The sequence below is a fragment of the Rhodothermus marinus genome, assembly GCF_009936275.1.
In the GTDB taxonomy this organism is placed as follows: domain Bacteria; phylum Bacteroidota; class Rhodothermia; order Rhodothermales; family Rhodothermaceae; genus Rhodothermus; species Rhodothermus marinus_A.
This window is the reverse complement of sequence record NZ_AP019797.1, coordinates 2,430,849-2,454,261: the sequence shown is the minus strand read 5'-3', so window position 1 is coordinate 2,454,261 and position 23,413 is coordinate 2,430,849. Positions and strand designations below refer to the sequence as shown.

Annotated in this window: 21 protein-coding genes and 2 tRNA genes; 10 read left to right on the top strand and 13 right to left on the bottom strand. The window is 65.3% G+C overall.

Annotated features, from left to right (window positions below):
• Positions 1-61: 61 nt before the first annotated feature.
• Positions 62-226, top strand: a complete 165-nt coding sequence (locus tag GYH26_RS15050; RefSeq protein WP_174238083.1) for a hypothetical protein — start codon at positions 62-64, stop codon at positions 224-226.
• Between the two features lie 91 nt (positions 227-317).
• Here GYH26_RS15050 and GYH26_RS10600 read toward each other — a convergent pair whose 3' ends face one another.
• The 5 genes from GYH26_RS10600 to GYH26_RS10580 form a co-directional block, all read right to left on the bottom strand.
• Entirely contained in the window at positions 318-2,558 is a 2,241-nt protein-coding gene (locus GYH26_RS10600; protein WP_161541622.1) for a hypothetical protein, read from the bottom strand.
• 31 nt (positions 2,559-2,589) lie between these two features.
• A complete protein-coding gene (locus tag GYH26_RS10595) occupies positions 2,590-3,126 on the bottom strand; it encodes a hypothetical protein (RefSeq protein ID WP_242006389.1) in 537 nt (178 codons plus the stop codon).
• A gap of 189 nt (positions 3,127-3,315) precedes the next feature.
• Positions 3,316-4,380, bottom strand: coding sequence for a DUF72 domain-containing protein (locus GYH26_RS10590; protein ID WP_161541620.1), 1,065 nt, complete (start codon positions 4,378-4,380; stop codon positions 3,316-3,318).
• Positions 4,377-5,459, bottom strand: coding sequence for a lysylphosphatidylglycerol synthase transmembrane domain-containing protein (locus GYH26_RS10585; RefSeq protein ID WP_161541619.1), 1,083 nt, complete (start codon positions 5,457-5,459; stop codon positions 4,377-4,379). The genes GYH26_RS10590 and GYH26_RS10585 overlap by 4 nt, the downstream gene beginning before the upstream one ends.
• Positions 5,460-5,464: 5 nt before the next feature.
• Positions 5,465-6,001 carry an HIT family protein gene (locus GYH26_RS10580; protein WP_161541618.1) on the bottom strand — a complete coding sequence of 179 codons (537 nt, stop codon included), beginning with the start codon at positions 5,999-6,001 and terminating at the stop codon, positions 5,465-5,467.
• Between the two features lie 115 nt (positions 6,002-6,116).
• On the opposite strand from GYH26_RS10580, the gene GYH26_RS10575 reads away from it, so the two are divergent.
• From GYH26_RS10575 to GYH26_RS10555, 5 genes are all read left to right on the top strand, one after another.
• Positions 6,117-6,956, top strand: a complete 840-nt coding sequence (locus GYH26_RS10575) for a PHP domain-containing protein (protein WP_161541617.1) — start codon at positions 6,117-6,119, stop codon at positions 6,954-6,956.
• A 337-nt stretch (positions 6,957-7,293) separates the two neighbouring features.
• A complete protein-coding gene (ribH, locus tag GYH26_RS10570) occupies positions 7,294-7,761 on the top strand; it encodes a 6,7-dimethyl-8-ribityllumazine synthase (protein WP_161541616.1) in 468 nt (155 codons plus the stop codon).
• Positions 7,762-7,764: 3 nt separating this feature from the next.
• Positions 7,765-10,092, top strand: a complete 2,328-nt coding sequence (locus GYH26_RS10565; protein WP_161541615.1) for a ligand-binding sensor domain-containing protein — start codon at positions 7,765-7,767, stop codon at positions 10,090-10,092.
• Positions 10,093-10,192: 100 nt separating this feature from the next.
• Positions 10,193-10,266: transfer RNA gene (locus GYH26_RS10560), tRNA-His, on the top strand.
• Between the two features lie 17 nt (positions 10,267-10,283).
• A tRNA-Glu gene (locus GYH26_RS10555) sits at positions 10,284-10,356 on the top strand.
• Between the two features lie 252 nt (positions 10,357-10,608).
• Here GYH26_RS10555 and secG read toward each other — a convergent pair.
• From secG to GYH26_RS10530, 5 genes are all read right to left on the bottom strand, one after another.
• Entirely contained in the window at positions 10,609-10,962 is a 354-nt protein-coding gene (gene secG, locus GYH26_RS10550) for a preprotein translocase subunit SecG (RefSeq protein ID WP_054685390.1), read from the bottom strand.
• Between the two features lie 63 nt (positions 10,963-11,025).
• On the bottom strand, positions 11,026-11,580 hold the full coding sequence (locus tag GYH26_RS10545; RefSeq protein ID WP_161541614.1) for an NUDIX domain-containing protein: 555 nt from the start codon (positions 11,578-11,580) through the stop codon (positions 11,026-11,028).
• Positions 11,581-11,676: 96 nt separating this feature from the next.
• Positions 11,677-12,003: a heavy metal-binding domain-containing protein gene (locus GYH26_RS10540; RefSeq protein WP_012844420.1), complete on the bottom strand. Its 327-nt coding sequence runs from the start codon at positions 12,001-12,003 to the stop codon at positions 11,677-11,679.
• Positions 12,004-12,025: 22 nt separating this feature from the next.
• On the bottom strand, positions 12,026-12,742 hold the full coding sequence (locus GYH26_RS10535; protein ID WP_161541613.1) for an RsmE family RNA methyltransferase: 717 nt from the start codon (positions 12,740-12,742) through the stop codon (positions 12,026-12,028).
• Positions 12,743-12,746: 4 nt separating this feature from the next.
• Positions 12,747-14,333: a BamA/OMP85 family outer membrane protein gene (locus GYH26_RS10530; protein ID WP_242006388.1), complete on the bottom strand. Its 1,587-nt coding sequence runs from the start codon at positions 14,331-14,333 to the stop codon at positions 12,747-12,749.
• Between GYH26_RS10530 and mutY the strand changes: the two genes are divergently transcribed.
• Together mutY and GYH26_RS10520 are read left to right on the top strand one after the other, a co-directional pair.
• Positions 14,332-15,483 (top strand): A/G-specific adenine glycosylase, encoded by a 1,152-nt coding sequence (gene mutY / locus GYH26_RS10525; RefSeq protein ID WP_174238082.1) that lies wholly within the window; start codon positions 14,332-14,334, stop codon positions 15,481-15,483. The two genes, GYH26_RS10530 and mutY, sit on opposite strands and share 2 nt — an antisense overlap.
• Positions 15,484-15,631: 148 nt before the next feature.
• Positions 15,632-16,120 (top strand): hypothetical protein, encoded by a 489-nt coding sequence (locus tag GYH26_RS10520; protein WP_014066588.1) that lies wholly within the window; start codon positions 15,632-15,634, stop codon positions 16,118-16,120.
• On the opposite strand, the gene GYH26_RS10515 is transcribed toward GYH26_RS10520, so the two are convergent.
• On the bottom strand, positions 16,103-16,597 hold the full coding sequence (locus GYH26_RS10515; protein ID WP_014066589.1) for a hypothetical protein: 495 nt from the start codon (positions 16,595-16,597) through the stop codon (positions 16,103-16,105). The genes GYH26_RS10520 and GYH26_RS10515 overlap by 18 nt on opposite strands.
• A 41-nt stretch (positions 16,598-16,638) precedes the next feature.
• Positions 16,639-17,106: a DUF2085 domain-containing protein gene (locus GYH26_RS10510; RefSeq protein ID WP_014066590.1), complete on the bottom strand. Its 468-nt coding sequence runs from the start codon at positions 17,104-17,106 to the stop codon at positions 16,639-16,641.
• 218 nt (positions 17,107-17,324) lie between these two features.
• Here GYH26_RS10510 and groES point away from each other — a divergent pair, with 218 nt between their 5' ends.
• Both groES and groL read left to right on the top strand, forming a co-directional pair.
• Complete coding sequence (gene groES, locus GYH26_RS10505; protein ID WP_272481382.1) at positions 17,325-17,642, top strand: co-chaperone GroES; 318 nt, start codon at positions 17,325-17,327, stop codon at positions 17,640-17,642.
• An 83-nt stretch (positions 17,643-17,725) separates the two neighbouring features.
• The gene (gene groL / locus GYH26_RS10500) at positions 17,726-19,348 is read left to right on the top strand and encodes a chaperonin GroEL (RefSeq protein WP_161541612.1); all 1,623 of its coding nucleotides are present in this window, start codon (positions 17,726-17,728) and stop codon (positions 19,346-19,348) included.
• Between the two features lie 496 nt (positions 19,349-19,844).
• Here groL and dnaE read toward each other — a convergent pair whose 3' ends face one another.
• Positions 19,845-23,402, bottom strand: a complete 3,558-nt coding sequence (dnaE, locus tag GYH26_RS10495; protein WP_161541611.1) for a DNA polymerase III subunit alpha — start codon at positions 23,400-23,402, stop codon at positions 19,845-19,847.
• Positions 23,403-23,413 lie beyond the last annotated feature (11 nt).

Below are 23,413 nucleotides of genomic sequence, written 5' to 3'. Positions count from 1 at the left end.
TAGAAACTACCTGTTGTGGCGGTGGTAGCTTTTCGTGAAGTTAGACCAGAGGCCGTGAGGTATGACGACGCCGAAAGATCCGCGGGAGGAAAGACGGCCGGGCTTCTGGCAGCGTACGTATCGTACGTTGCAACGGGGCGCGCAGGCCTCGGCCCGGCAGGTGCGGGCGCTGCTGAGCCGGATGCGCCTGGTACCCAAAGGAAAGGGCAGCGCCCGACGCTGGTAGGCACTGGCGCCGGGTGTTGCGGATCCCCGAGCAAAAAAGCGGCCCCCCGCGTGGAAGGCCGCTTTTTTGTGATCGGTGCCGGGATGATCGTTCAGAAGGCCAGGCGGTAGCCGATCTGCAGGCGGTTGAACGAGAAGAAGTTCATGCTCACGTACTCGACGAACAGGACGCCCGGTCCGTAGGTGCGCTCGGCCCCCAGGATCAGGTTCCAGACCGTCTGAATGCCGGACACACCGCGGGGTGGATTGCTGAAGGCCAGCAGCCCCAGTCCGAAGCCGACGTAGGGCTCGGCCTCAAGGTCGAGTCGGCCCAGAAGCGGTGGTGCCGGCAGGGCCGGAAGCGGAGTGGTGGCATTCAGATTCAGGTTGTAGCCGCTGGTGCCCCCGGCGAAGCTCAGCACGGCCTCGGGCCACAGGTGCAGGCGACCGCCCAGCCAGGTGCCGTAGTCGCCGCGCACGCCGATCAGAAGCTGGCGTGGCGCGCCGAGTGCGTTCACGCCCCCGAAGACGGCCACTCCCCGGAAGCCCTGCAGGAAGCTCTCTTCCGACGGGGTTGCTTCAGGACGCACGGTCACGGTGGTATCGGCCGCCTGAATGCGCACGGTCGTTTCACCCCGGCCGATCTGCTGGAGCAGGGCCTCCAGGCGGGCCAGGCGGCTTTCGAGCCGGACCAGCTCCTGGCGGTCGCGTTCGATGGCTTCGAGCCGTGCCAGCAGGCGTTGCTCCAGCGCCTGAAGCTCCGGTGAGGTGGGCGTTGTGGTCGGCGTAGGGGCGGCCGCGGCCGGCGTTGCCGGCTGCTGGGCGGCGACGAGCGGCGAACTGCCCGGCCCGTAGCGCACGTAGAGTTCTCCCTGCTCTGGAGCCGGAAGTGTGATCATCTGGCGGGTCGTAGTACGCGCAGCAGGCACCGAGACGGCCGTCAGCATTTCTGTCCGAAGCCGTTCCCGTTCGGCGCGCAGCCGGGCGGCCAGCAGCGAGTCGCCCGCTGCTTCGGCCCGGGCGATTTCGGCCGTCAGGGCTGCTTCCCGGAGCGCCAGCAGTCGCTGGCGGGCTTCCAGCTCGGGCGAGGCGGTCGGCTCGGCCGTCGGCGCTTCGCCTTCGGTGATCAGTGGAGCGGATGGCTCGGCAGCCCGACGCGGGCGGGGCTGCAGAAAGCTGAGCCGACCGGGTCGGAAGCTGAACCCTACCGTGTAAAGCGTGCTCCCGTAGACCTGCGCCGGGGCCGTCCGGTTGTCGATGCCGTCCCGCGTCATGAAGATGCCCTGTACGCCGGCCTGAAGCTGCAGGGCCTCCAGCAGCAGTACGCTCACGCCCACGCCGGCCGAGGCGAACACCTGATCGTCGGGCGTGCTACCGCCACGGCCCCGGTAGCCGCTCAGCACGTTCAGGTAGCCGCCGCCCAGCGACAGGTAGGGCGTGACCGGCGCGTCGGCAAACGACAGGTACAGATCGGCACCGTAGGCTTCCATCGGCTCGGTACCCGTTAGCCGGCCCGAGTCGAGCGCCCGCCAGTAGAAGCCGCGCAGGTTGAGCGTGGGGCCGAGCGCCAGCCCCAGATAGAAGCCGCCCATGCGTTGCGAGGAAGGAAAGTCCAGCGCCCGGTTGAAGCGGAGTTGTCCGACGAACGGATCGATAACCGGTCGCCAGTTGGCGGGATGTTGCGAAAACAGCCCTTCCTCCACTTCGGACGTGGTGCCGCCCAGGTAGAGGCGCATGCCGGCGCGTCCCATCCAGTTCGTGACGAGCACCTGGCGGAAGTTGGCTGGCTGCAGGTTGGCGCGGTTCAGGTCCTCGCCGCGCAGAAACGCCGCGCCCGGATTGTACCGGTAGGCGAGGTTTTCCACCTGGGCGAAAATGGCGTAGCGCGAGGCTACCGTGAACATCAGCCCGCCGCCGCCCATCAAATAGACGCTTTCGCTGGCGCGCAGGTCATCTTCGGGACGGAGGCGCAGTAGACCCGTGCCGGCCGTCAGGTACGGCACGATCGGTCCCGGCAGCAGGTTGACCTGCAGGGCCAGTCCCCAGCGCTCGGTACGCACCGAACGGGTGGGAAGCTGACGCAGTCGGGGCGCCAGCGTCGAGTCGGCCCCGCCGAGCCGGCCCAGACGCGTGTCGTACCGTCCGATCAGACCCAGCACTTTGAGTTCGACGTAGCGGCCCAGGCCCAGCCCCATGGTGCCGCCAAAGGCGTAGTTGTCCTTCAGCCCCGCGTTTTTCTCGAAACGGCTGTATTCGACCGAGGGAGAGAAGGTGTAGCTGACCCCTCCCACCTGGGCCCGCGCCGAAGGAGCGAGCAGGGCCAGCAGGATTGCCCGTAGTATCCAGCGATTCATGGCTTGCATTCCGGCTTGGTGGACGGGGCGGTCAGGAAGCAGGGGTGTTCAGGCGCAGCACCAGCCGCAGCCGCAGGGTGCCTTCAATCGGTGGCACGCCCCGATACCGATTCGAAAAGGCGGCCAGGTCCACGGTTTTGCGGATGCTGGCCTCCAGCACGCCGTCGACGTCCGTGCGGTTGAGCACCAGGGGTGAGTCGAGCAGCAGCGAGGTGAGCTGTGCCTCGGCCCCCGGATAGGCGCGCAGGGTGATGCGTCGCTCATCCACTTCGAACGTGCCGGCAATCAGCGACTCGGGGCCGTTGATGAACTGGTAGCTGAGCACGAACTGGCCGCTGGCCGTCAGCCGCAGGTTCGTGTTTGCGGCCACCAGCGTGTCGAGCACGTTGGCCGGTGCGATGGCCGTCGCATCCGGAATGAAGATGAAGTGGGTGAAGTCGTAGGTGCCCGCCACATCTTCGGGCAGCACCTGCACCGGGTTTTCTTTCTGGCATCCGCTCGATAGCAGCGCAAGGCTCAGCATCAGCAACAGAGCGGATACACCGAAGGCATGGCTACGCGGTTCCATGGCGGTTTGCATCAGGGTTTGGGGTGGAACGGGACAGAAGAAATCAGGGACGCAGGCGGAGGAGGCGCCTGTCAGAGCAGAAACGAGTGGGAGAAGGTGTCGCAAGGGAGGTTGCATCAGGTCAGTAGCCGCGAAGTTTAGTGACGGCTTTGTTCTGTGGGATGAAGTCTTTGTGAGCGTTGGTTGAAATCAATCCGAGGCCCGAAGGCTTCGGCGGCGCACTTCTTCGAGCACGCGGCGGGCGATCGCACGGGCCAGATCGGGCGCGTTGCCCCAGGCCCGGTTGTTGGCGATCACGTTCACGACCGCGCCTTCCATAGCCGCGCGAAACACGAGCGCGGTAACATCGAGCACCATATCGCGGGCCTGGCGGGTGCCGGCCAGTTCGGGCACGGGTCGGTCGAAGGGATAGGCGCGAGCGTACGCCTCGGCGTAGGTCATCTCCAGCGGGGTGAGCAGGCGGACGACGACGTTGCGGTCGGCCGCCGTGAAGCGTTCGCCGCAGAGGCGCCACTGGCGGCGAATCGGTGGCAGCCAGGTCCAGTGGCTAAAGACGAACCCCAGGCCGCGTGCGGCCAGCCAGTCGAAGTAGGCCGGCGTGAGCAGATGGGCCGAGCGCAGCTCCAGATGGGCCTGCACACCGCCGTCCAGCGCGTCGAAGAAAGCGTCCAGCGCAGCAATGTTGGCCTCCGGATCGGGGCTTTCGCCGACGCGTCGGTACTCCTGTTCGAAGATCACGCCCAGCAGGCGCTCGCCCAGCACCTCGCGGGCCGGCTCGAGAAACTGACGGCGGCAGGCCTCGGCGTCGAGGTAATGCGGGTTCTCCTCGTAGATGACGCGACCGCCCTGCGTGCGGCGCAGCGTGGCCGCAAAGAACTGCTGGGGGGCCTTGAGCAGAAAGCGGGTCTCGGGTGGGGCGTGCGTGGCGTACTGCTGCAGCGTGAAAAGCGAAGCGGTGGGGCGACCGTCCGCCTCACGCAGTGGGCGGTAGAAGGTGAAGTCCAGCTCCAGCACGTCGAAGTGCTCGAAGTAGTCGCGCACCGAGGCCACGGGCAGCACGCGCTCTTCGAAGGTGCGGCCTTCGAGGCGGCGCGGCCGCGTTTTGATCTCGCGGCGGTAGTGCTCGGGATAGATCTGGCCGATCCAGCCCGCGTAGCGGTCGCTGGCCGTGCCCAGCCGCAGGTTCGGGTGCACCCCCCGCAGGTCGTACGCCTCGATGCGGGCAAGGCGTGCTTCGAGCTCGGCGGGCGTCATGACTCTTCGGCGGGTTCCGGTGCCGGACGCAACTGGCGACGCCGACGCAGGCTCCGCTGCATGTGCTGGCCTGTCAGGAACAGTCCGATCGCGATGAACACGTAGTAGCTGAGCAGGCGCCAGAGCAGCAGCGTGGGCGCCACGAAGTGACGGGGCATGAGCGGGCCGATGAACAGCACGTAGAGCCCTTCGACGCCACCGGAGCCGCCCGGCGTGGGCATCACGACCGACCCCAGCGTCATGGCCAGCGTGCGCATGAAGACAAGCACGGCGTCGGCCTCGGGATAGACGCTCCACACCAGAAAAACGAGCAGCAGATGACGGCTGATCCAGGCCGCCGTGGTCAGCAGGAAGCCCTTTAGGAAGAAATCGGGCGGCTGGGAGCGGATGAGCTGCGTGCGTTCCTGCAGGCTGAGCAGCTCCTGGATGACGCGCTCACGGAACCGACGCAGCCGTCGGAAGCGAAGGATACGTCGGGCCAGGCGTTCGATCAGCTCCGGCCGGAAAAATGTGGTGTAGGCGAAAAAGGCCACCCAGCCCAGCCCGAGGCCCAGGTAGAGCACGAACGTGCCGCCGCCCACCGTGCCCATGGCCGAGGGCAGGACGGGCATGAAAGGCAGGGCCACGAGGATCAGCACGATGGTGAAGGCAAAGAAAAGCTGATCGAGCAGGATGGCGAACAGCAGAATGGCAGTGGCTTCGCCGAGGGGCAGGCGCTGATCCCGGGCGATGAACAGCGCGGCGAACGGGCCGCCGCCGATGGCCGAAGGCGTCACGTTCGACGAAAAGTCCCACACGAGCTGGCAGCGGGCGGCCGCCCGGAGCGTCAGGTGCCGGTGTGAGACGTAGTGCAGCCGCCAGGCGCCAAAGAGCACGCGCAGACCCAGCGTCCCGATGCCCAGCGTCAGCAGCAGCGGATTGACCTCGTTGAGCGCCTCGACAAAGGCCTTCCAGTCAAACGTAAAATAGGTGACGACGCCCAGCACCACCAGGCTCAATGCCACCGAACCCAGCAGACGGGCCCGCCAGGGCGAGGGCGCCCGGCCGTTCGGGGAGGGAGCCTGTGGGGGGAGCGACATGCGGGTCAGGAGGTGGTGGCAGGGGCCTCGTGGTCAGACTCCAGCGCTTCGATGGCCGCCCGGAGCTTGCGGTAGGTGTCGCGGAGCGCCTCGGGAATCACCTTCGTTTCGGCCAGTGTGGGCATGAAATTCGTATCGCCTTCCCAGCGGGGCACCACGTGCAGGTGCACGTGGTCCGGGATGCCGGCGCCGGCCACTTTTCCGATGTTCATGCCCACGTTGAAGCCGTCGGGCTTCAACGCATACTTGAGCCAGCGAATGCAGCGGGCGACGGTCTGGGCCATTTCACACTGCTCCTCAGGCGTCAGCGCTTCGTAGTCGGCCACCTGACGGTAGGGCACGATCATCAGGTGGCCGTTATTGTAAGGATACAGATTCATGATAACAAAAACATACTGGCCGCGCCAGAGGATCAGGTTTTCCTCATCGCGGTTCTCGGCGGCCAGGCGCACGAACAGCGAGGGCTCGCCCGGCCGGCTGAGCGGCTGCTCGACCACACGTTCGATGTGCTGCGAACGCCAGGGACTCCACAGCTGCTTCATAGCGTTTTCGGGTTGGTTCGTCGTTCCTACGCCTGCCCGCCGGGAAAAATCCAGCCCGGCTTAAAACTAAAGGGGAATTTGCACGTTGCAAAGGGGCACCTGACGGAGAAACGGTATGTTCGATCTGCGCCGCGCAGATCTGCACCTGCACACGAGCTGTTCTGATGGCCGGCTTTCGCCGGCCGAGCTGGTACGACGGGCCCGGGAGGCCGGACTCTACTGTGTGGCGATCACCGATCACGACACGATCGACGGCCTGGAGGAGGCCCGGCAGGCGGCTGCTCGATGGGCCATGGTGGTGATACCCGGCGTGGAGCTGAGCGTGCAGGTCGAAGAAGAGGAGGTGCACCTGCTGGGATACTTTTTCGATCCGGATCATCCGGCGCTGCGCGAAGCACTGGCCGCCTACCGAAAGGCGCGAGAGGAACGGCTGGCCGCCATGCTCGCGCGGTTGCAGGAAGTCGGCGTGCGACTTTCGGAGGAGCAGGTGCAGACGGCCATCGGCCACGGCGTACCGGGGCGGCCGCATGTGGCGCGGGCGCTCGTGGCGGCCGGTTATGCCGAAAGTTACAGGGAGGCGTTTCAGCGCTATCTGCTGCCTGGCGGCCCCGGCTACGTGCCCAAGCCGGCCTGGACGGCCGAAGAAGCCGTGGCCGTCCTGCACGAGGCGGGCGGCATTGCCGTGCTGGCCCACCCGGGCGAGCACCTGCGCGATCGGGTCTTCCGAGCACTGCTCCAGGCCGGCATCGACGGCATCGAGGTGATCCATCCTGCGCACAGTTATTACCTGGTACAGCACTACCGGCAGGTGGCCCGGGATTTTGGCCTGTTGGAGACGGGGGGCTCCGACTATCACGGGCACCGGCCCGAAGACGACGCCCTGCTCGGCACCTGCACGATCCCGTATCCGCGGGTGGAGCGGTTGCGTGCGACGCTCCAGGCAACGCGTGCGTAGCGCAACATCGGGTTTTCGCGGATGACACCCGCCACCACGGCTCATTACAAACCTGTGCGTAGTCAGGCACGAAGCGAAGCGGAGTGCCGTTTCAAAATTGCGCCACTTCGGCTGACGCCTTCGTGGCTTACTACAAACGCGTTTATGCTTGTAACAGGGTGCAAAGCGAAGCGGCGGGTTGTCTGAAAAATTATGTCGGCTGATGCCTACGTGTGTTATGGTGGATGCCTGGCGCCGTGAAGGCGACGAGCAGCGTCGGGCCATGGCCGAAGTGGTACGGATGTGCTATTTTTCAGCCCGGGATAGCAATCGTTCAGCGAAGTCGTTCTGAAAGACCATGCCCGTTTTTATCGAAGGCCACTACCGTCCGGAGCGTGCCCGGCTGGCCATTGTGGTCAGCCGCTTCAATCATTTCATCACGGAGCGCCTGCTCGAAGGGGCACTGGACGTGCTCACGCGCCAGGGGGTCGATATGGATCAGGTGACGGTCGTGCGCTGTCCCGGCGCGTTCGAGATGCCGCTGGTTGCCCGCAAGCTGGCCCGTTCGGGCCGCTACGACGCGATCATCTGTCTGGGTGCCGTCATCCGGGGTGCCACCAGCCACTTCGAGTACGTGGCCGGTGGGGCCGCGCAGGGACTGGCCCGCACGATGCTCGACACCGAGGTGCCCGTTATTTTCGGAGTGCTGACGACCGACACGATCGAGCAGGCTATCGAACGGGCCGGTACGAAGGCGGGCAACAAAGGAGCCGAGGCGGCCCTGACGGCGCTGGAGATGATCGATCTAATGCGCAAGCTGGATTGAACGATGCGTGGGTTGTGGCTGCTGGTGCTGGTGGGGTTGGTCGGAAGCGCTCAGGCGCAACCGGCCGGTCGCTGGCAGGCCCACACTTCGATGCGACAGGTGACCGATCTGGCGCTGGCCCCTTCGGGCGTCTGGGTGGCGACCGGCGGTGGGGTGTTTCGCTACAGCCCGGAAGACGGTGGCCTGCAGCGCTTTACGGCCGTCGAGGGCCTGCATCAGGTGGGCGTCCGGGCGCTGGCCTGGGATGCCCGGCGACAGGTGCTCTGGATCGGCTACGGTGACGGCGTGATCGACCGGCTCGATCCGGCCAGCGGCACCGTCCGGGCCTTTTTCGACATCGCGCGGGCCGAGCGCTTCCCGGATCGGCAGATCTTCCGGCTGCGCATGCGGGGCGACACGCTGCTGGTGGCCACGGCTTTCGGCGTGGTCGTGTTCGATCCGGTAAACGGGGTCGTGCGCGACACCTACACGCAATTCGGCGCGTTTTCGGACATTGCCGTTTATGATCTGACCATCGGACCCGGTCCCGACGGGCAGCCGACGCTCTGGCTGGCTACGGCCCGGGGGGTGGCCCACGCGCCGCTCGCGCATCCGAACCTGAAGGATCCGGGCGCCTGGGTGCTGGAGTCCGAGGGACTGGACGGACGGCTGCCGGTGCGTTCGCTCGCGCTGCACGGCCAGACACTGTACGTCGGGCTGGAGCGTGGGCTGGCGGTGCGACAGCCTGATGGGCGCTACGAGTTGCGCTGGAGTGGCGAGGCCGTTACCGACCTGCAACCGCTGGGTGATCTGTTGCTGGGCACGGCCGGCACCCGGGTGCTGCGCATTGACGCGACGACATCGGTACAGACACTTGGGAGCGACAGCCTGGGCCGCCCGCTGCGGCTGGCCTTCGACGGCGAAGCGCTCTGGATCGGTGATGGCGAAAACGGTCTGTTGCGGGCGGCCGTGCCCGATGCCGGGGCGACGGGTCTCGAAGTCCTGGAGACGATCCTGCCCGACGGGCCATACGTGAACGTCTTCGCCGATCTCGCCATCGATCCTTCCGGCAACCTGTGGGCCACCGATGCAGCGAGCGGTGGCACGGCCGGATTCCATCGGATGGATCCTGCCGGAAGATGGACGGCCTACCTGCCTGCCATGCTGGGCGGTCGCTCGTCGTTTCGGCCGGTGCATGCCGACGCGGCCGGAAACGTCTGGGTAGGTTCTGATGGGAACGGGCTGGCGCAGGTCTCGCCGGACGGTACCCTGCAGTTCTACGATGCCTCCAACTCGACGCTGGAGCCGGCCGCCGGCACGAGCAACTTCATCATCGTGCGGGGACTGGGATCCGACCCGGAAGGGCGGCTCTGGGTGGCCAATCTGACCGCACCCCATCCGCTTCACGTGCGGCTGCCCGACGGCACCTGGCAGCGCGCGCCGATCCCGTCCTGCATCAACTCGCTCAGTACGACGCTGGGGCGGCTGCTGGTGGACGAATACGGCCAGCTCTGGATCGTGGCGGTCAGCCGTGGTAACCTGCGGATCAACACGGGGCTGATTCTTTACGATCCGGGCGACGATCCGGCGCGGGCCGACGACGACGCCTGCCGCTACCTGAGCGAGCGGGGTAGCGGCGGACAGGGGCTGCCGGGCGTATCCGTGCAGGCGCTGGCCGAAGACCGCGACGGCCGCATCTGGATCGGTACCACCGAAGGTCTCGCTTACGTGCTCAACAACCCGTTTGCGGCCGCCGATCCCAACACGGTGCCCGTCTGGCCGCTGGCGGCCGAGCGGCAGCCCGGCGAAAACCCCTTCCTGCTCAGCGGTCTTTCGGTGAACGACCTGGCCGTCGATCCGGCCAACCGGCTCTGGGTGGCCACCGACGACGGCGTCTATGTGGTCGAGCAGGCCGGCGTCGATTTTCGGATTGCCGAACATTTCACACAGGAAAACAGCCCGCTGCTGTCCGACGTGGTGCAGGCCGTGGCCGTCGATGCGCGGAGCGGACGCGTCTTTCTGGCGACAGCCGCCGGGCTTGTCAGCTACCAGGGCGACGCCATCGCGCCGGCGGAACAGGTACGGACGCTGTTTGTTTACCCGAACCCGGTGCGCGTCGGGCCGGAGGAAGACGCGACGGTGTTCATTGAAGGCCTGGTCGAAGCGACCGAGCTACGGATCGTAACGGTAGACGGCCGCCTGGTGACCAGCTTCGAAACGCGGGGAGGCCGCGTGCGCTGGGACGGACGCGATCGCTACGGGCGTCCGGTGCCTTCGGGCGTCTATCTGATCGTGGCCGTCGGGCAGAACGGCGAGGGCACCGCCTATGGCAAGGTGGCGATTCTTCGATGAAGACTCACGGTCCGTCCACCAAAAGTTTATGCCGGAGCGGGTCCGGATCCTTGAGAAAAAAGCGCCGTTCTGCTAAATTGCAGTCTCTCACCACGACGTGGTGACCGTAGCTCAGCTGGTTAGAGCGCCAGGTTGTGGCCCTGGAGGTCGGGGGTTCAAATCCCCTCGGTCACCCCTTTTTTTGTGTACCTGCCGCGTTCGTCTAGGGGTCTAGGACGCCGGTCTTTCAAGCCGGTAACACGGGTTCAAATCCCGTACGCGGCACAAAGCGCCCGCCTTCTGAAGGCGGGCGCTTTTTTGTTGGGTGCCCGTTCTGAGGCAGGCCACGGGCGCATCTGGAGCGGCGTCGTTCGGCATGATATGAATGTGCACGCTGATGCGCCGGGGCGGGATGGTGCCATCCCGGTGGTTCGCCTTACGCGATGGGGACGGGTCGTCGTATGCCCCTCTTCGCCTGCATAAAAAAAGAAGGCCGCCCTCCAGAGCGGCCCTTCTTCTTTGCCGAAAGGTTGCGACTCAGTTCTGTTCGTTCTGCTGGTTGCCCGAGGGGGCAGGCGGTGTGGCCTGCTGCTCGGCCGGCGGTACGGTGGGCTGCACCTGCTCCTGCTGGGCCCGCTGCTGGATGATGCTCTCGCGACGCTCGGTCGTGTCGATCGTGAAGTTCGTCAGGATGCACAGCACGATGAAGATGACGGCCAGCGTCCACGTGGTCTTTTCCAGGATATCGGGTGCCTGACGGGCGCCCAGCACCTGCTGAGCACCGCCCGCGGCAATGCCGGCCAGGCCGCCGCCGCGTCCGCTCTGCAGCAGCACCACCAGCACCAGCAGGATCGCAATCAGTGTAATCAGAATAATCAGAAACGTAAACATGAGCGTCCGCGCATGTTGAGGTCGTGGCAATCGGTCCTGCAAAGATACGGCAAGGGTTGTCTTTTATCCAACAGCCTTGTCGTTTTTTTGAAGAAAGGCCTCAGCCAGCAACAGGGCGGCCGTCGATTTCATGTCGGCGATTTCACCGCGCCGGGCTTTGGCGAAGGCTTCTTCCAGCGGCATGCGCACCACCTCAAGCCATTCCCCTTCGGCCAGTTGCTGGCGGCCCGGCTCCAGATCGCGGGCCAGGTAGAAATGGATGATCTCGTTGCTGTAGCCGATGCAGGGATAGAGCGAGGCCAGGTGAACCAGCGTGCGCGCGCGCCAGCCGGTTTCCTCTTCCAGCTCGCGTCGGGCCACAGCTTCGGGGTCTTCGCCGGGGCGATCCAGCTTGCCGGCCGGCACCTCCAGAAAGAAGCGGCGGGGCGGATAGCGAAACTGCCGCACCAGTACGGTGGTGCCGTCCGGAAACAGCGGCACCACGGCCGAGGCGCCCGGATGATCGATCCACTCGCGCACCGAAAGGCGGCCGTCCGGCAATGCCACCTCGTCTCGATATACCTTGAGCAGGCGTCCATTGAAAACCTGCTCGGATTTCAGCGTCCGTTCTTCGGCCATGCGTGGCGTCCGGTCTGTCAACGACTCGGCCCAAACTACGACGACCGGACCTCCGCCGTGCCGGTTCAGACGATTTTCTTTCAAAAATCGAAGCGCCTACGCCACGGTGACGGCTGTGCCGCTTACGCTGACCATGAGCATGTTGCCGCCCCCACCGATCTGGATCGTCTCGTAGTCGATGTCGATCCCCACGATCGCGTTGGCGCCGAGCTGACGGGCTTCTTCTTCCATTTCGGCGAAAGCCAGTTCGCGCGCTTTACGCAGCTCTTTCTCGTAGGCGGCCGAGCGCCCGCCGATGATGTCGCGGATGCCGGCGAACAGATCCCGGAAAACGTTGGCGCCCAGAATGGCTTCGCCGGTTACGATTCCGTGATACTTCGTGATGCGGCGTCCTTCGATGGAGGAAGTCGTACTTTTGAGCATGGTTTTGCCCGGTCTGGTTTTATCAATGGTCCTGACAGATCAGAAATGCACTGGCGGCCACCAGCGCGGCGGTTTCGGCGCGGAGGCGCCGCGCGCCCAGCGACACCGTCTGGAAGCCGGCCGCTTCGGCCTGAAGGACTTCGTCGTTGGTGAAGCCACCTTCAGGACCGACGAGCACGAGCGCATCGCCGATCGGCTGGCGAAGCAGTTCGTGCAGGGGACGACGGGGGCGGTCGGGCTGCTCGTGACAGAGCAGGCGAAGCGCGGCCGGATCGTGCAGCACCTCCGCGAACGGTCGGGGTGCATGCAGCAGGGGCAGGCGGCTACGTCCACACTGTTTCATTGCGGCGATGAGCAGGCGGCGGGCCCGCTCCAGACGAAAGTGCGTGCGCTCGGTGCGGGCCGTCAGCAGCGGCACGATGGCCGAAACGCCCAGCTCGACGGCTTTTTCCAGGAAGGTTTCGAAGCGGGCGGTCTGCTTGAGCAGCGCCAGCCCGACGGTCAGGTGGTAGGGCGGCTCGCCGACGTCGCGGCGCGTTTCCAGCACACGGCCCCACACGCCGTGGCGGTCCACCTGCTCCAGGCACAGACGGTACCAGCCGCCCGCGCCGTCCACGACGATCACTTCATCGCCCGGACGGTGGCGCAACACACGCACGGCGTGGTGGGCCTCGTCTTCGGGCAACCGGACCCACTCGTCGCGGAAGGCCTCCGGAGGCGCGTAGAAGGTGGTGATCATGGAATTACAGGGCAAACACCAGTTGCAGATGAAGCCGGCCGTCCAGCAGCGGCTCGTCCGGGTTCAGCGCGTAGCTCAGGTTGAGCAGCCCCGCGCCGGTCTGAAGCTGAAGGCCCAGTCCGTAGCCCGGATGCCAGTCCGCGCGGGAAGGCGTACCGGGCAGGGGCGGGGTGGCTACGTAGCCCAGATCCAGAAACCCAAAAATAAAAGTCGGCGGTGTTAACAGGTAGCGGATTTCGGCCAGCAGGCGGACGGTCCGGTGACCCACAAACTGCTCCTCATTGTAGCCGCGCAGCGAGCGGGCGCCGCCCAGGCGATAGAGATCCGCCACGTCGTACCGATCGGCGCGGAGCAGGGCCAGCTCGCCGCCGCCGACGAGCACGAGTCGGTCGGCCAGGGGGCTGTAGAGGCGCAGCGTGGCTTCAAGACGATCCTGGCGAATGCGCTCACGAGCCCGGCTTGTGTCACCGTCGGCTACCTGAAGGGAGCTTCGGATTTTGCGGCCGCGCTCGGCCCGGACCGTCAGCGTCAGCCCCTGGCGCGGTGCGAGCGGGTGATCCAGTTGCTCCCAGCGCAGCCCAACGCCAAACAGCGTGGCCATCCCCCGGGTGATGCGCTGCTGTCCACCTTCCAGGCGCAGGCCGGCGGGACCGGGGCGGGTGGTCTCGCGCCGCAAGGATCCTGTTAGCTGCAGGCCGGACGGAAAGCGGTAGCCCAGCACCAGCCGGAAATCCTGACGGTTGTAGGTGGAATCCTGCTGGCGTCCGGCAAAACCCAGCCGGAGCGAAAAGGCAGTGCCCAGCAGGAACGGATCGGCGACCTCCAGCCGAAAGCGACTGACGCGGCCGGGCAGCCGCTCCAACTGCACGTCCAGTTCGCGGCCTTCGCCGAAAAGATGGCGAAGCTGCAGGTGGCCGCTGCCCACCAAGCCCCCGGCACCTGCGCCGGGTGGCTGGTAGCCCAGCACCAGGTCGAACGACCCGGGCGAGGCTTCTTCCAGTGGAAAGACCAGCGCGGCCGTGGTGTCGCCGCTCAGGTACAGCTCCGGCGGATCGACGCGGCGAAACAGGCCCGTGGCGGCCAGTCGCTCTGCCATGAGCTCCGGATTGAAAGTGCGTAGCCTGCGGCCGATCTGCAGGTTCAGCATCCGGGCGACAAAGTCCGGACGAGTGCGTCGGGTGCCCCGCAGCACAATGCGGTCCAGGTACAGGCGGGGTCCGGGTTCCACGACAAGGGCCAGCAGCAACCGATCAGGATGGGCGGGATCCTGGTCGAGCTGGCGAATGATGACACGGGCCAGCGGATAGCCCGCCTCCGCATAGCGACGGGCGATGGCTTCCAGTCCGGCCTGCAGTCGCTCGGCGGTCAGCCGATCCCCTGGCCGGAACGGCAGCGTGGCCTGCACTACGTTAGCCGAGAGCGGTCCGCTGTCGAGGATACGGATGGTACCCAGCCTGAACGAAGCAGCGGCCTGGGACACACTGTCGGAAAGTGGGAGGGACTGAGCGTAAAGCAGTCGGCTCGTGCCGAACCCGACCAGCAGGCCGACGTACACCAGGCACCTGCCTGCAAACCGCCGGAAGTTGTCCATGAGCCGCCGCGCTTCGTCCAGGTCGTATCTGGGCCGTCTGACGCCCGCCCTTCGCGAGACGTTTCACGGGCTGATTGACTGGTATCGCCGGCACGCGCGCGATCTGCCCTGGCGGCGCACGCGGGACCCCTACCGCATCTGGGTGGCAGAGGTGATGCTGCAGCAGACGCGCGTCGACCAGGCCGGCCCGTACTACGAGCGCTTCCTCAGCGCCTTTCCCACCGTCGAAGCGCTGGCGGCCGCTTCGCTCGACGACGTGCTGCGCTGCTGGGAGGGGCTGGGCTATTACGCGCGGGCCCGCAACCTGCACCGGGCAGCACGCCAGCTCGTCGCGGAGCATGGCGGCCGGTTGCCGACCACCTACGAGGCGCTGCGTCGGTTGCCGGGCGTCGGACCCTATACGGCGGCCGCCGTGGCTTCCATCGCCTTCGGGGAGCCTCGCGCCGTGCTCGACGGCAACGTGATCCGGGTGCTGACGCGCGTGCTGGCCGTGGCGGACGACGCCAGGGCCTCGGCCACGCGTCGGGCGCTGCAGGAGGTGGCCGACGCGCTGATCTCGGCCGAGGAGCCCGGGACGTTCAACCAGGCGCTGATGGAACTGGGGGCCACCGTCTGTACGCCCGTGCAGCCGCGTTGCAGCGAGTGTCCGCTCCGTGAGGTGTGCCGGGCGTGGGCAATGGGCGATCCGATGGCCTTTCCGGTGCAGACGCCGCGCGCTCCGGTGCCGCATTACGAAGTGGCCCTGGGGCTACTGTTCAACGAAGAAGGTGCCGTGCTCATCCAGCGCCGGCCGGAAGACGGGCTGCTGGGCGGGCTGTGGGAGTTTCCGGGGGGCAAGCGCGAGCCGGGCGAGTCGCTCGAAGCCGCCTGCGCCCGCGAGTTGCATGAAGAACTGGGCGTGCGCGTGGCGGTGGGGCCCTGTCTGGCCACGGTGCGCCATGCCTATACCCACTTCCGAGTGACGCTGTATGCATTCCCCTGCACGCTTCTGGAAGGCATGCCGCGCTCCCGGGCCGGATTGCCGCTACGCTGGGTGCCGCTGAACGAACTGGACCACTACGCATTTCCCCGCGCCAACCGCCGCCTGATCGAACTGCTCAAGCAGCGCCGCCTCCAGCCCGATCTTTTCGGACAGCATCCTGTGCGGTAAAATGGGATCGTCGATTCGCAGGTGCAGGGTATATGGATGGCCGATCGGGACACCTGTAGCCATGCGGTTCGCCTTTTTCCGGTAAGAGCATGCAACCATTGGCGAACGGTTTAGTATGCTTTTGCTGTAGCGCAGCCCGAGCGGAGTGATGAACCTGCTGGAAATCCTTCTGTTGATTTTTATCACGTACGGCCTGCTGGCCGCAGGGCGCAAGAAGACAAAAAAGCGGCCGGTACAGACGGCCCCGCCACGCGATCCGGCCCTGGAGGAGGCGTTGCGTGAGATTCGCGAAGCCCTGCGCTGGCCGGAGCCCGAGACGAAGCGGGAAGCGCGGGCGTCCGCGGACGAGGAGTTTCACAGCCTGGAGCAGACGCGCACGCTGGAAAGTCGGAAGCCCGAATTTCGCAGCCTGGAGGCGCCTCCGCTGGAGACTTCGTTCAGCAGCGTGCCGGAACCCGACGAAAGTCCCCTGTCGGACGCCGAGCCCGCCCGGGGTCAGGAACGGGCGCGTTTCTGGCTCGGACGCCTGCGGCAGCGCGAGGGCGTCCGCGAGGCCATCGTGCTGGCCGAACTGCTGGGACCGCCCCGGGCGCGGCGTCCCTGGCGGCCCCGGATCGGCTCAGATCACCTCGGATGAAGCCGACGCGTCTTCTTCGCTCGGGCCTTTCTTGAACGTGGCGGCCCCGATGACGCCGCCGATCAGTCCGATCAGGCCGCCGATTACCGCGCCGATCAGCAGACCGAGCGGGCCGGTTAACATGCGGACGACACGCACGGTCATTTCCGCCTGTTCGGGCGGCATCTGGCTCAACTGGCCGCTGGCCTCCATGGCGGCGATCGGGTCGGGCAGCACGCCGATGCGGATCAGCAGAATGCTCAGCACGCCACTGGTCAGGGCGGCCACAATGCCAGCCAGGAGGCCCATCACGGCACCCTGGCCACCGGGAAGCGTCACCCGGTAGGTGTTCGTGTAATGCCAGACGGCCAGCATCCCGGCTCCGATGTACAGCAGGCAGGCCAGGCAGCCGCCAACGACCGGAATCTGGGCAATCAGCACGTTGGCGATGCCTACGACCGCACCGCCCAGCAGGATGGAAGGGAGCTTCTCTTGCATAAGCCGTTATCTGTTTGGTTGATGAACAGTTGCACAAAAGATCAGGCCGGACAGGGTTGGGTTTTCCGGGGCGCATAGCGCAGCGTTGCTGCGAGGAGCAGTCCGGCTCCCAGCCCGAACCAGAGGCCGGTGAGCGTGCGACTGAGTGGCGTGTTGTGCCAGAGGTGCACCAGCTGCAGGCTCCAGTCCAGCGCCGGAGGCAAGAGCGCCCCGCTCAGTATCAGGGGCGCCCGCCGGTAAATCCACCATGCTCCGGCGCCAAGCAGTGGAAGTAGCAGCGATCCCAGAAAAAGGCCGGTATAGATCCCGTAGCAGCGCTGGCAGACGGCCAGCTGAACCCCGTCGATCCAGAACGAACGGTCGGGCAGTTGGTGACACACCGGCGCAAAGGCCGCCATGAGCAACGTCCGCACTGAGGGCGGCACGAACGGCGGCAGCGAGACCAGCAGCAGAAGCAGACCGGTGACGCCGGCCGCCAGCAGGGGAACGCGGGACGATTGTAACGCCATGGTTATAAAATTGAAGGATAAACCCTGTGTCCTTTAAAGCTACACATTCTGGCCGTTCTATGCCAGTTTGTTTTGAGATTTCTTCACGGACGGCAGGAACTCGCCCGAAAAACGATCGGTTGAAGGCTTAGCACTCTCGAAATGAGAGTGCTAACAAATCTTGATCAATCCTTAAAAAATCTGATCGGGGTTGCTTCATCCACCAACCGTAAAAAACCATGGAGGTGCGCGATATGGCGAAGGTTAAAATTAAGCCGCTGAGCGATCGGGTGGTGATCAAGCCGGAGCCGCCGGAGGAGAAGACCGAAAGCGGTCTGTACATTCCGGACACGGCCAAGGAGAAACCGCAGCGGGGTACGGTGATCGCCGTCGGTCCCGGGCGTGTGGAGAACGGGACCAAGATCGAGATGAGCGTGAAGGAGGGCGACAAGGTGCTTTACGGCAAGTATGCCGGCACCGAGATCACGATCGACGGCGAGGAGTACCTCATCATGCGGGAGACCGACATCCTGGGCATCATCGAAGAGGAGAAGTAAGCGCTGCGAGTCGTTCGTGGCGCTTTTTTCGTGACCCGTGGTCCGGAAACCGGTGAGCTGAAAACAAACCTGGAGGGAAAACTATGGCTGCGAAGCAGATTACGTTCAATTCGGATGCGCGCATGGCGCTGAAGCGGGGCGTCGACAAGCTGGCCGATGCTGTAAAGGTGACGCTGGGGCCGAAGGGCCGCAACGTGATCATCGAGAAGAAGTTTGGCGCCCCGACCGTCACGAAGGACGGCGTGACGGTGGCCAAGGAAATCGAGCTGGAGGACAAGCTGGAGAACGTCGGTGCCCAGATGGTCAAGGAGGTCGCCTCGAAGACGAGCGATGTGGCGGGTGACGGTACGACGACGGCGACCGTCCTGGCTCAGGCCATCCTGACGGCCGGTCTGAAGAGCGTCACGGCCGGTGCGAACCCGATGGACCTGAAGCGGGGCATCGACAAGGCCGTGGAGGTGGTCGTGGCCGAGCTGCGCAAGATGAGCCAGGAGGTGCAGGACAAGAACCGCATTGCGCAGGTGGCCACGATCTCGGCCAACGGCGACAAGGCCATCGGGCAGCTCATCGCCGACGCGTTCGAGAAGGTCGGCAAGGACGGCGTCATCACGGTCGAGGAGGCCAAGGGCACCGAGACGACGCTCGAGGTCGTCGAGGGTATGCAGTTCGACCGGGGGTACCTCTCGCCCTACTTCGTGACGAACCCCGACACGATGGAGGCCGTCCTGGAGGACGCCTACATCCTGATTCATGACAAGAAGATCTCGGCGATGAAGGACCTGCTGCCGATTCTGGAGAAGGTGGTCCAGACCGGCCGGCCGCTCCTGATCATCGCCGAGGATGTGGAGGGCGAGGCGCTGGCGACCCTGGTCGTCAACAAGCTGCGCGGCGTGCTGAAGGTGGCGGCCGTCAAGGCGCCGGGCTTCGGCGATCGCCGCAAGGCCATGCTGGAAGACATCGCCATCCTGACCGGCGGTACGGTTATCTCTGAGGAGAAGGGTTACCGGCTGGAGAACGCCACGCTGGACTACCTGGGCCAGGCCGAGCGGATCATCGTCGACAAGGACAACACGACGATCGTCGGCGGCAAGGGCGATCCGGCTCAGATCAAGGCCCGCGCCAACCAGATCCGGCAGCAGATCGAGGAGACCACCAGCGACTACGACCGCGAGAAGCTGCAGGAGCGGTTGGCGAAGCTGGCCGGTGGCGTGGCGGTGCTGAAGATCGGTGCGGCCACCGAGCCCGAAATGAAGGAGAAGAAGGCCCGCGTCGAGGACGCGCTGCACGCGACGCGTGCCGCCGTCGAAGAGGGCATCGTGCCGGGTGGTGGTGTGGCCTACATCCGGGCCATTGCGGCGCTCGACAAGGTCGAGGTGGAAAACGAGGACCAGAAGATCGGCGTGCAGATCGTCCAGCGGGCGCTGGAAGAGCCGCTCCGGCAGATTGCTGCGAACGCGGGCTGGGAAGGCTCGATCGTCGTCCAGCGCGTCAAGGAAGGTCAGGGCGACTTCGGCTTCAACGCCCAGACCGAAGAGTTCGGTAACCTGCTGGAGCAGGGCGTGATCGACCCGACGAAGGTCGCGCGCACGGCGCTGGAGAACGCCGCCTCGGTGGCCGGCCTGCTGCTGACCACGGAGGCCGTCGTGGCCGAAAAGCCGGAGAAGGAAAAGGCTGCGGCGCCGAGCCCCGGCGACATGGACTTCTAAGCGCGCCCTGACACACCCCCGCAACCCCGAAGCGGGGCTGCCACACCGGCAGCCCCGCTTTTTTGTTGCCGATGATGTCCCACAAAATACTGGAGCGAACCAACTACGCGCGCCTGTGGTCAGGCACGAAGCGAAGGGCTTTTCTGCGTAGCGCCACTCTGGATGGCGCCGCCGTGCACAGAAGTTATCCAAAAAAAATAGTTTCAAAGAAGTTCGCGATTTCGACCTGTAACCCTTTATAGCGTTTCGGTGAGGTTTATAGTTTGAAGCACGACCAACGCGCTCGTAGTCAGGCACGGAGCGAAGCGAAGTGCCGTTTCAGGTAACGCCACTTCGGCTGGCGCCTTCGTGGCTTACTACAAACGCGTGCATCTGACATGCAACGCAAAGCACTGGCTTAGCAGATCTCCCCCTCGTTTTTCGGATAAGTTCTAGTCAGGCACGGAGCGCAGCGAAGTGCCGTCGCGTGCTACCGGCGCTTGTGTGTGCAGTGCGTTCACGAGCGCACCGGAGCCGACAGGCGGCGGCTTTCCAGGCGAATCGCCTCGGCACCGAAGAGGCGCAGCGTCTGCTGCATCAGCGTATCGTTGAGCTCGACCAGGCAGCGCCGGCTCAGCAGCCGCTGGCGGCCGCCCGGCAGCTCGGGGCTGAGCAGGTCGAAGTACAGTTTGCAGCGACCCGTGTGCTCGCGGCAGAGCGCGTGGAAGCGGTCGAGTTGTTCGGGCCGCACCTGTTCCAGATCGAGCTGCACCACCAGCGCCTCGACCAGTTCGTCGCGCACCTTCCACATGGGCCACAGTTCGTCCACCAGGATCTTGACGCTTCCGCCACGCACTTCCACCTGGCCTTCGACCAGCACGACGGCGTCCACTTCCAGGTAGGGCATGACGCGCTCCAGCACCGAGGAGAAGATGACCAGCTCGCCCTGACCGGTGAAGTCTTCGATCGAGGCAAAGGCGAGCGGCCGGCCGTTGCGCCCGATCCGCCGCTGCACCTCGGTGATGATGCCGCAGATGCGGTGGCGCGGGCGTGCGGGACGGTACGCATGGCCGTTCGCCGTTCCGTTTGCGTGTCCGTTGGCCGAGCCGTTGCGGGGCACGTCCGCCTCCTCCAGCGTGCGCGACAGCTCGGCCAGCGTGGTGGTGGCAAAGGCATTGACCTCGGCGCGATAGGCTTCGAGCGGGTGCCCCGTCACGTAAAAGCCGATCAGCTCGCGTTCTTCCTTCAGGCAGCGGGCGCGCGACCAGGGCGGCACCACCGGCAGGTTGGGCGGCGGCAGGGCCGTGCGCGTGCCGCTTTCGCCAAAGAGCGAGGCCTGTCCGGCCATCCGGTCGGCCTGTACTTTCTGGGCATACTGCACGGCCAGGTCGATCGCCTCGACGAGCTGGGCCCGGTGCCCTTCCAGTTCGTCGAGCGCACCGGCGCGCGCCAGCGACTCGAGCACCTTTTTGTTGACGACGCGCAGGTCCAGGTGGCGCACCAGATCGAAGATGGTCTGAAACGGGCCGTGCTTTTCGCGGACTTTGAGAATGGCCTCGATGGCGCCCAGCCCCACGCCCTTGATGGCACCCAGACCGAAGCGAATGCGACCGTCTTCGACGGTGAAGTGCGCCTGGCTCCGGTTGATCGAGGGCGGCAACAGCTCCAGCCCCATGCGGCGGGCTTCGTCGAGCACCACGGCCAGCTTTTTCGTGTCGCCCATTTCGCTGGTCATCGCCGCCGCCATGAACTCGGCCGGGTAGTTGGCCTTCAGATAGGCCGTCTGATAGGCCACGATGGAGTAGGCCGCCGAGTGCGACTTGTTGAACCCGTACCCGGCAAACTTCTCCATCATGTCGAAAATTTCGTCGGCTTTTTCGGTAGAAATGCCGTGCAGACGCGCCGCCCCTTCGCGGAAGATTTCACGCTGGCGTTTCATTTCTTCAGCCCGCTTCTTTCCCATAGCCCGGCGTAGCAGGTCGGCCTGGCCGAGGGTGTAGCCGGCGATGACGCGGGCCATTTCCATAACCTGTTCCTGGTAGACCGGAATGCCGTAGGTGTTTTTCAGGACGGGTTCGAGCAGGGGATGGGGGTACTCGACGGGTTCGAGGCCGTGCTTGCGGGCGATGTAGTTGGGGATCAGATCCATGGGGCCCGGCCGGTAGAGCGCGTTCATCGCGATCAGGTCGTCGATCGACGTGGGCTTGAGCTTGCGCATCCATTCGCGCATGCCCTCGGATTCAAACTGGAAGATGGCGACCGTCTCGCCGCGCTGGAACAGCTCGAACGTCTTCGGATCGTCGAGCGGGATCTGATCCAGGTCGATCTCAACGCCGTGGTTTTCTTTGATGAGCTGGAGCGCGTCGTTCAGGATGGTGAGCGTCTTCAGCCCGAGGAAATCCATTTTGAGGAGCCCGAACTCCTCGATCCACTTGCCGTCGTACTGGGTGGTGACCGTGTCGTTGTCTTTGCCTTTGGCGACGGCCACGGGCACGTAGTCGCTCACGCGGCCGGGCGCGATGATGACGCCGGCCGCATGCACGCCGGTGTGGCGCACCGAGCCTTCGAGCACCTCGGCATAGTGGAGCAGTTTGCGGATCTGGGGATCGTTGCTTTCCTTGAGGGCGCGGAGTTCGGGCACCTCTTCGTAGGCCTGGGCCAGCGTGACCTTGGGCCCGTCGGGGATGAGCTTGGCGATGCGGTCGGCTTCGGCCAGCGGGATCCCCAGCACGCGGGCCACGTCGCGAATGGCCATCTTGGCGCCCATCGTGCCGAAGGTGATGATCTGGCAGACGTTCTCCCGGCCGTACTTCTGCACGACGTAGTCGATGACCTTGCCGCGGCCGCGGTCGTCGAAGTCGATGTCGATGTCGGGCATCGAGACGCGCTCGGGGTTCAGGAAGCGCTCGAAGAGCAGGTCGTACTTGAGCGGGTCGATGTTCGTGATGCCCAGGCAGTAGGCCACGGCGCTACCGGCCGCCGAACCGCGTCCGGGACCGACGCGCACGCCGAGCCGACGGGCGGCCGTGGTGAAGTCCTGCACGATCAGGAAGTAGCCGGCAAAGCCCATCTTCTTGATAATGGCCAATTCGTGCTCCAGCCGCTCGACCACGTCGTGCGGGAGCGGATCGCCGTAGCGACGGCGGGCCCCCTCGAAGACCAGATCCCGCAGGTAGGCATCCATGTCGCCGTTGTACTCGGGCGGGATCGGGTAATGCGGCATGAGCAGCTTGCCGGTGGGAAGCTGGAAGCGGCATTTGTCGGCCACCTCGCCGGTGTTGGCCATCATCTCGTCGACCAGGCGCGGCTCGATGTCGGACAGCAGCGCCTGGCGCATCTCGGCCGGACTTTTCAGGTAGAACTGGTCGTTGTCGAAGCGCAGCCGGCTCGGATCCGACATGTCCTTGCCCGTCTGCAGGCAGAGCAGCACGTCGTGCGGTTCGAAGTCGGTGCGATCGACGTAGTGCACGTCGTTCGTCGCGATCACCTTGACGCCGTATTCCTGCGCCCACCGGAGCAGAATGGCATTGACTTTCTTCTGCTCGGGCAGCCCGTGATCCTGAATCTCGATGTAATAGTCCTCGCCGAACAGCTCCAGATACCACTCGAAAAGTTTGCGGGCGGCCTCTTCGCCTTTGTGCAGGATCGTCTGCGGAATCTCGCCCTGCAGGCAGCAGGTGGTGGCGATCAGCCCTTCGTGGTATTGCGTCAGCAGCTCGTGGTCGATACGGGGCTTGTAATAGTAACCCTCCAGGTAGGAGAGCGAGGAGAGCTTGATCAGGTTGCGGTAGCCGGTTTCGTTTTTGGCGAGCAGCACCTGATGGTAGCGGGTGCGCTCGTTGCGGTCGTGGCGACTGGCGGGCGTCAGGTAAAACTCACAGCCGATGATCGGCTGGATGCCGATCTTTTCGGCGGTGCGATAGAACTCCGGCACGCCGAACAGATTGCCGTGGTCGGTGATGGCGACGGCTTCGATCTCGTATTCGGCAGCCCGTTCCAGCAGTGTCTGAATGCGGGCGGCGCCGTCAAGGAGCGAATACTGGGTGTGGCAGTGCAGATGGCTGAAGCGATGCATAGGGGCTTGCG

Excerpts from the sequence above, each read along its gene's own strand:
- dnaE (WP_161541611.1), bottom strand. The coding sequence starts at position 23,402 with ATGCATCGCTTCAGCCATCTGCACTGCCACACCCAGTATTCGCTCCTT.
- ribH (WP_161541616.1), top strand. The coding sequence starts at position 7,294 with ATGCCCGTTTTTATCGAAGGCCACTACCGTCCGGAGCGTGCCCGGCTG.
- GYH26_RS10540 (WP_012844420.1), bottom strand. The coding sequence starts at position 12,003 with ATGCTCAAAAGTACGACTTCCTCCATCGAAGGACGCCGCATCACGAAG.
- GYH26_RS10600 (WP_161541622.1), bottom strand. The coding sequence starts at position 2,558 with ATGAATCGCTGGATACTACGGGCAATCCTGCTGGCCCTGCTCGCTCCT.
- GYH26_RS10590 (WP_161541620.1), bottom strand. The coding sequence starts at position 4,380 with ATGACGCCCGCCGAGCTCGAAGCACGCCTTGCCCGCATCGAGGCGTAC.
- GYH26_RS10575 (WP_161541617.1), top strand. The coding sequence starts at position 6,117 with ATGTTCGATCTGCGCCGCGCAGATCTGCACCTGCACACGAGCTGTTCT.
- GYH26_RS10535 (WP_161541613.1), bottom strand. The coding sequence starts at position 12,742 with ATGATCACCACCTTCTACGCGCCTCCGGAGGCCTTCCGCGACGAGTGG.
- GYH26_RS15050 (WP_174238083.1), top strand. The coding sequence starts at position 62 with ATGACGACGCCGAAAGATCCGCGGGAGGAAAGACGGCCGGGCTTCTGG.
- GYH26_RS10520 (WP_014066588.1), top strand. The coding sequence starts at position 15,632 with ATGAACCTGCTGGAAATCCTTCTGTTGATTTTTATCACGTACGGCCTG.
- secG (WP_054685390.1), bottom strand. The coding sequence starts at position 10,962 with ATGTTTACGTTTCTGATTATTCTGATTACACTGATTGCGATCCTGCTG.
- GYH26_RS10545 (WP_161541614.1), bottom strand. The coding sequence starts at position 11,580 with ATGGCCGAAGAACGGACGCTGAAATCCGAGCAGGTTTTCAATGGACGC.
- GYH26_RS10510 (WP_014066590.1), bottom strand. The coding sequence starts at position 17,106 with ATGGCGTTACAATCGTCCCGCGTTCCCCTGCTGGCGGCCGGCGTCACC.
- mutY (WP_174238082.1), top strand. The coding sequence starts at position 14,332 with ATGAGCCGCCGCGCTTCGTCCAGGTCGTATCTGGGCCGTCTGACGCCC.
- GYH26_RS10585 (WP_161541619.1), bottom strand. The coding sequence starts at position 5,459 with ATGTCGCTCCCCCCACAGGCTCCCTCCCCGAACGGCCGGGCGCCCTCG.
- GYH26_RS10515 (WP_014066589.1), bottom strand. The coding sequence starts at position 16,597 with ATGCAAGAGAAGCTCCCTTCCATCCTGCTGGGCGGTGCGGTCGTAGGC.
- GYH26_RS10580 (WP_161541618.1), bottom strand. The coding sequence starts at position 6,001 with ATGAAGCAGCTGTGGAGTCCCTGGCGTTCGCAGCACATCGAACGTGTG.
- GYH26_RS10530 (WP_242006388.1), bottom strand. The coding sequence starts at position 14,333 with ATGGACAACTTCCGGCGGTTTGCAGGCAGGTGCCTGGTGTACGTCGGC.
- GYH26_RS10595 (WP_242006389.1), bottom strand. The coding sequence starts at position 3,126 with ATGGAACCGCGTAGCCATGCCTTCGGTGTATCCGCTCTGTTGCTGATG.
- groL (WP_161541612.1), top strand. The coding sequence starts at position 17,726 with ATGGCTGCGAAGCAGATTACGTTCAATTCGGATGCGCGCATGGCGCTG.
- GYH26_RS10565 (WP_161541615.1), top strand. The coding sequence starts at position 7,765 with ATGCGTGGGTTGTGGCTGCTGGTGCTGGTGGGGTTGGTCGGAAGCGCT.
- groES (WP_272481382.1), top strand. The coding sequence starts at position 17,325 with ATGGAGGTGCGCGATATGGCGAAGGTTAAAATTAAGCCGCTGAGCGAT.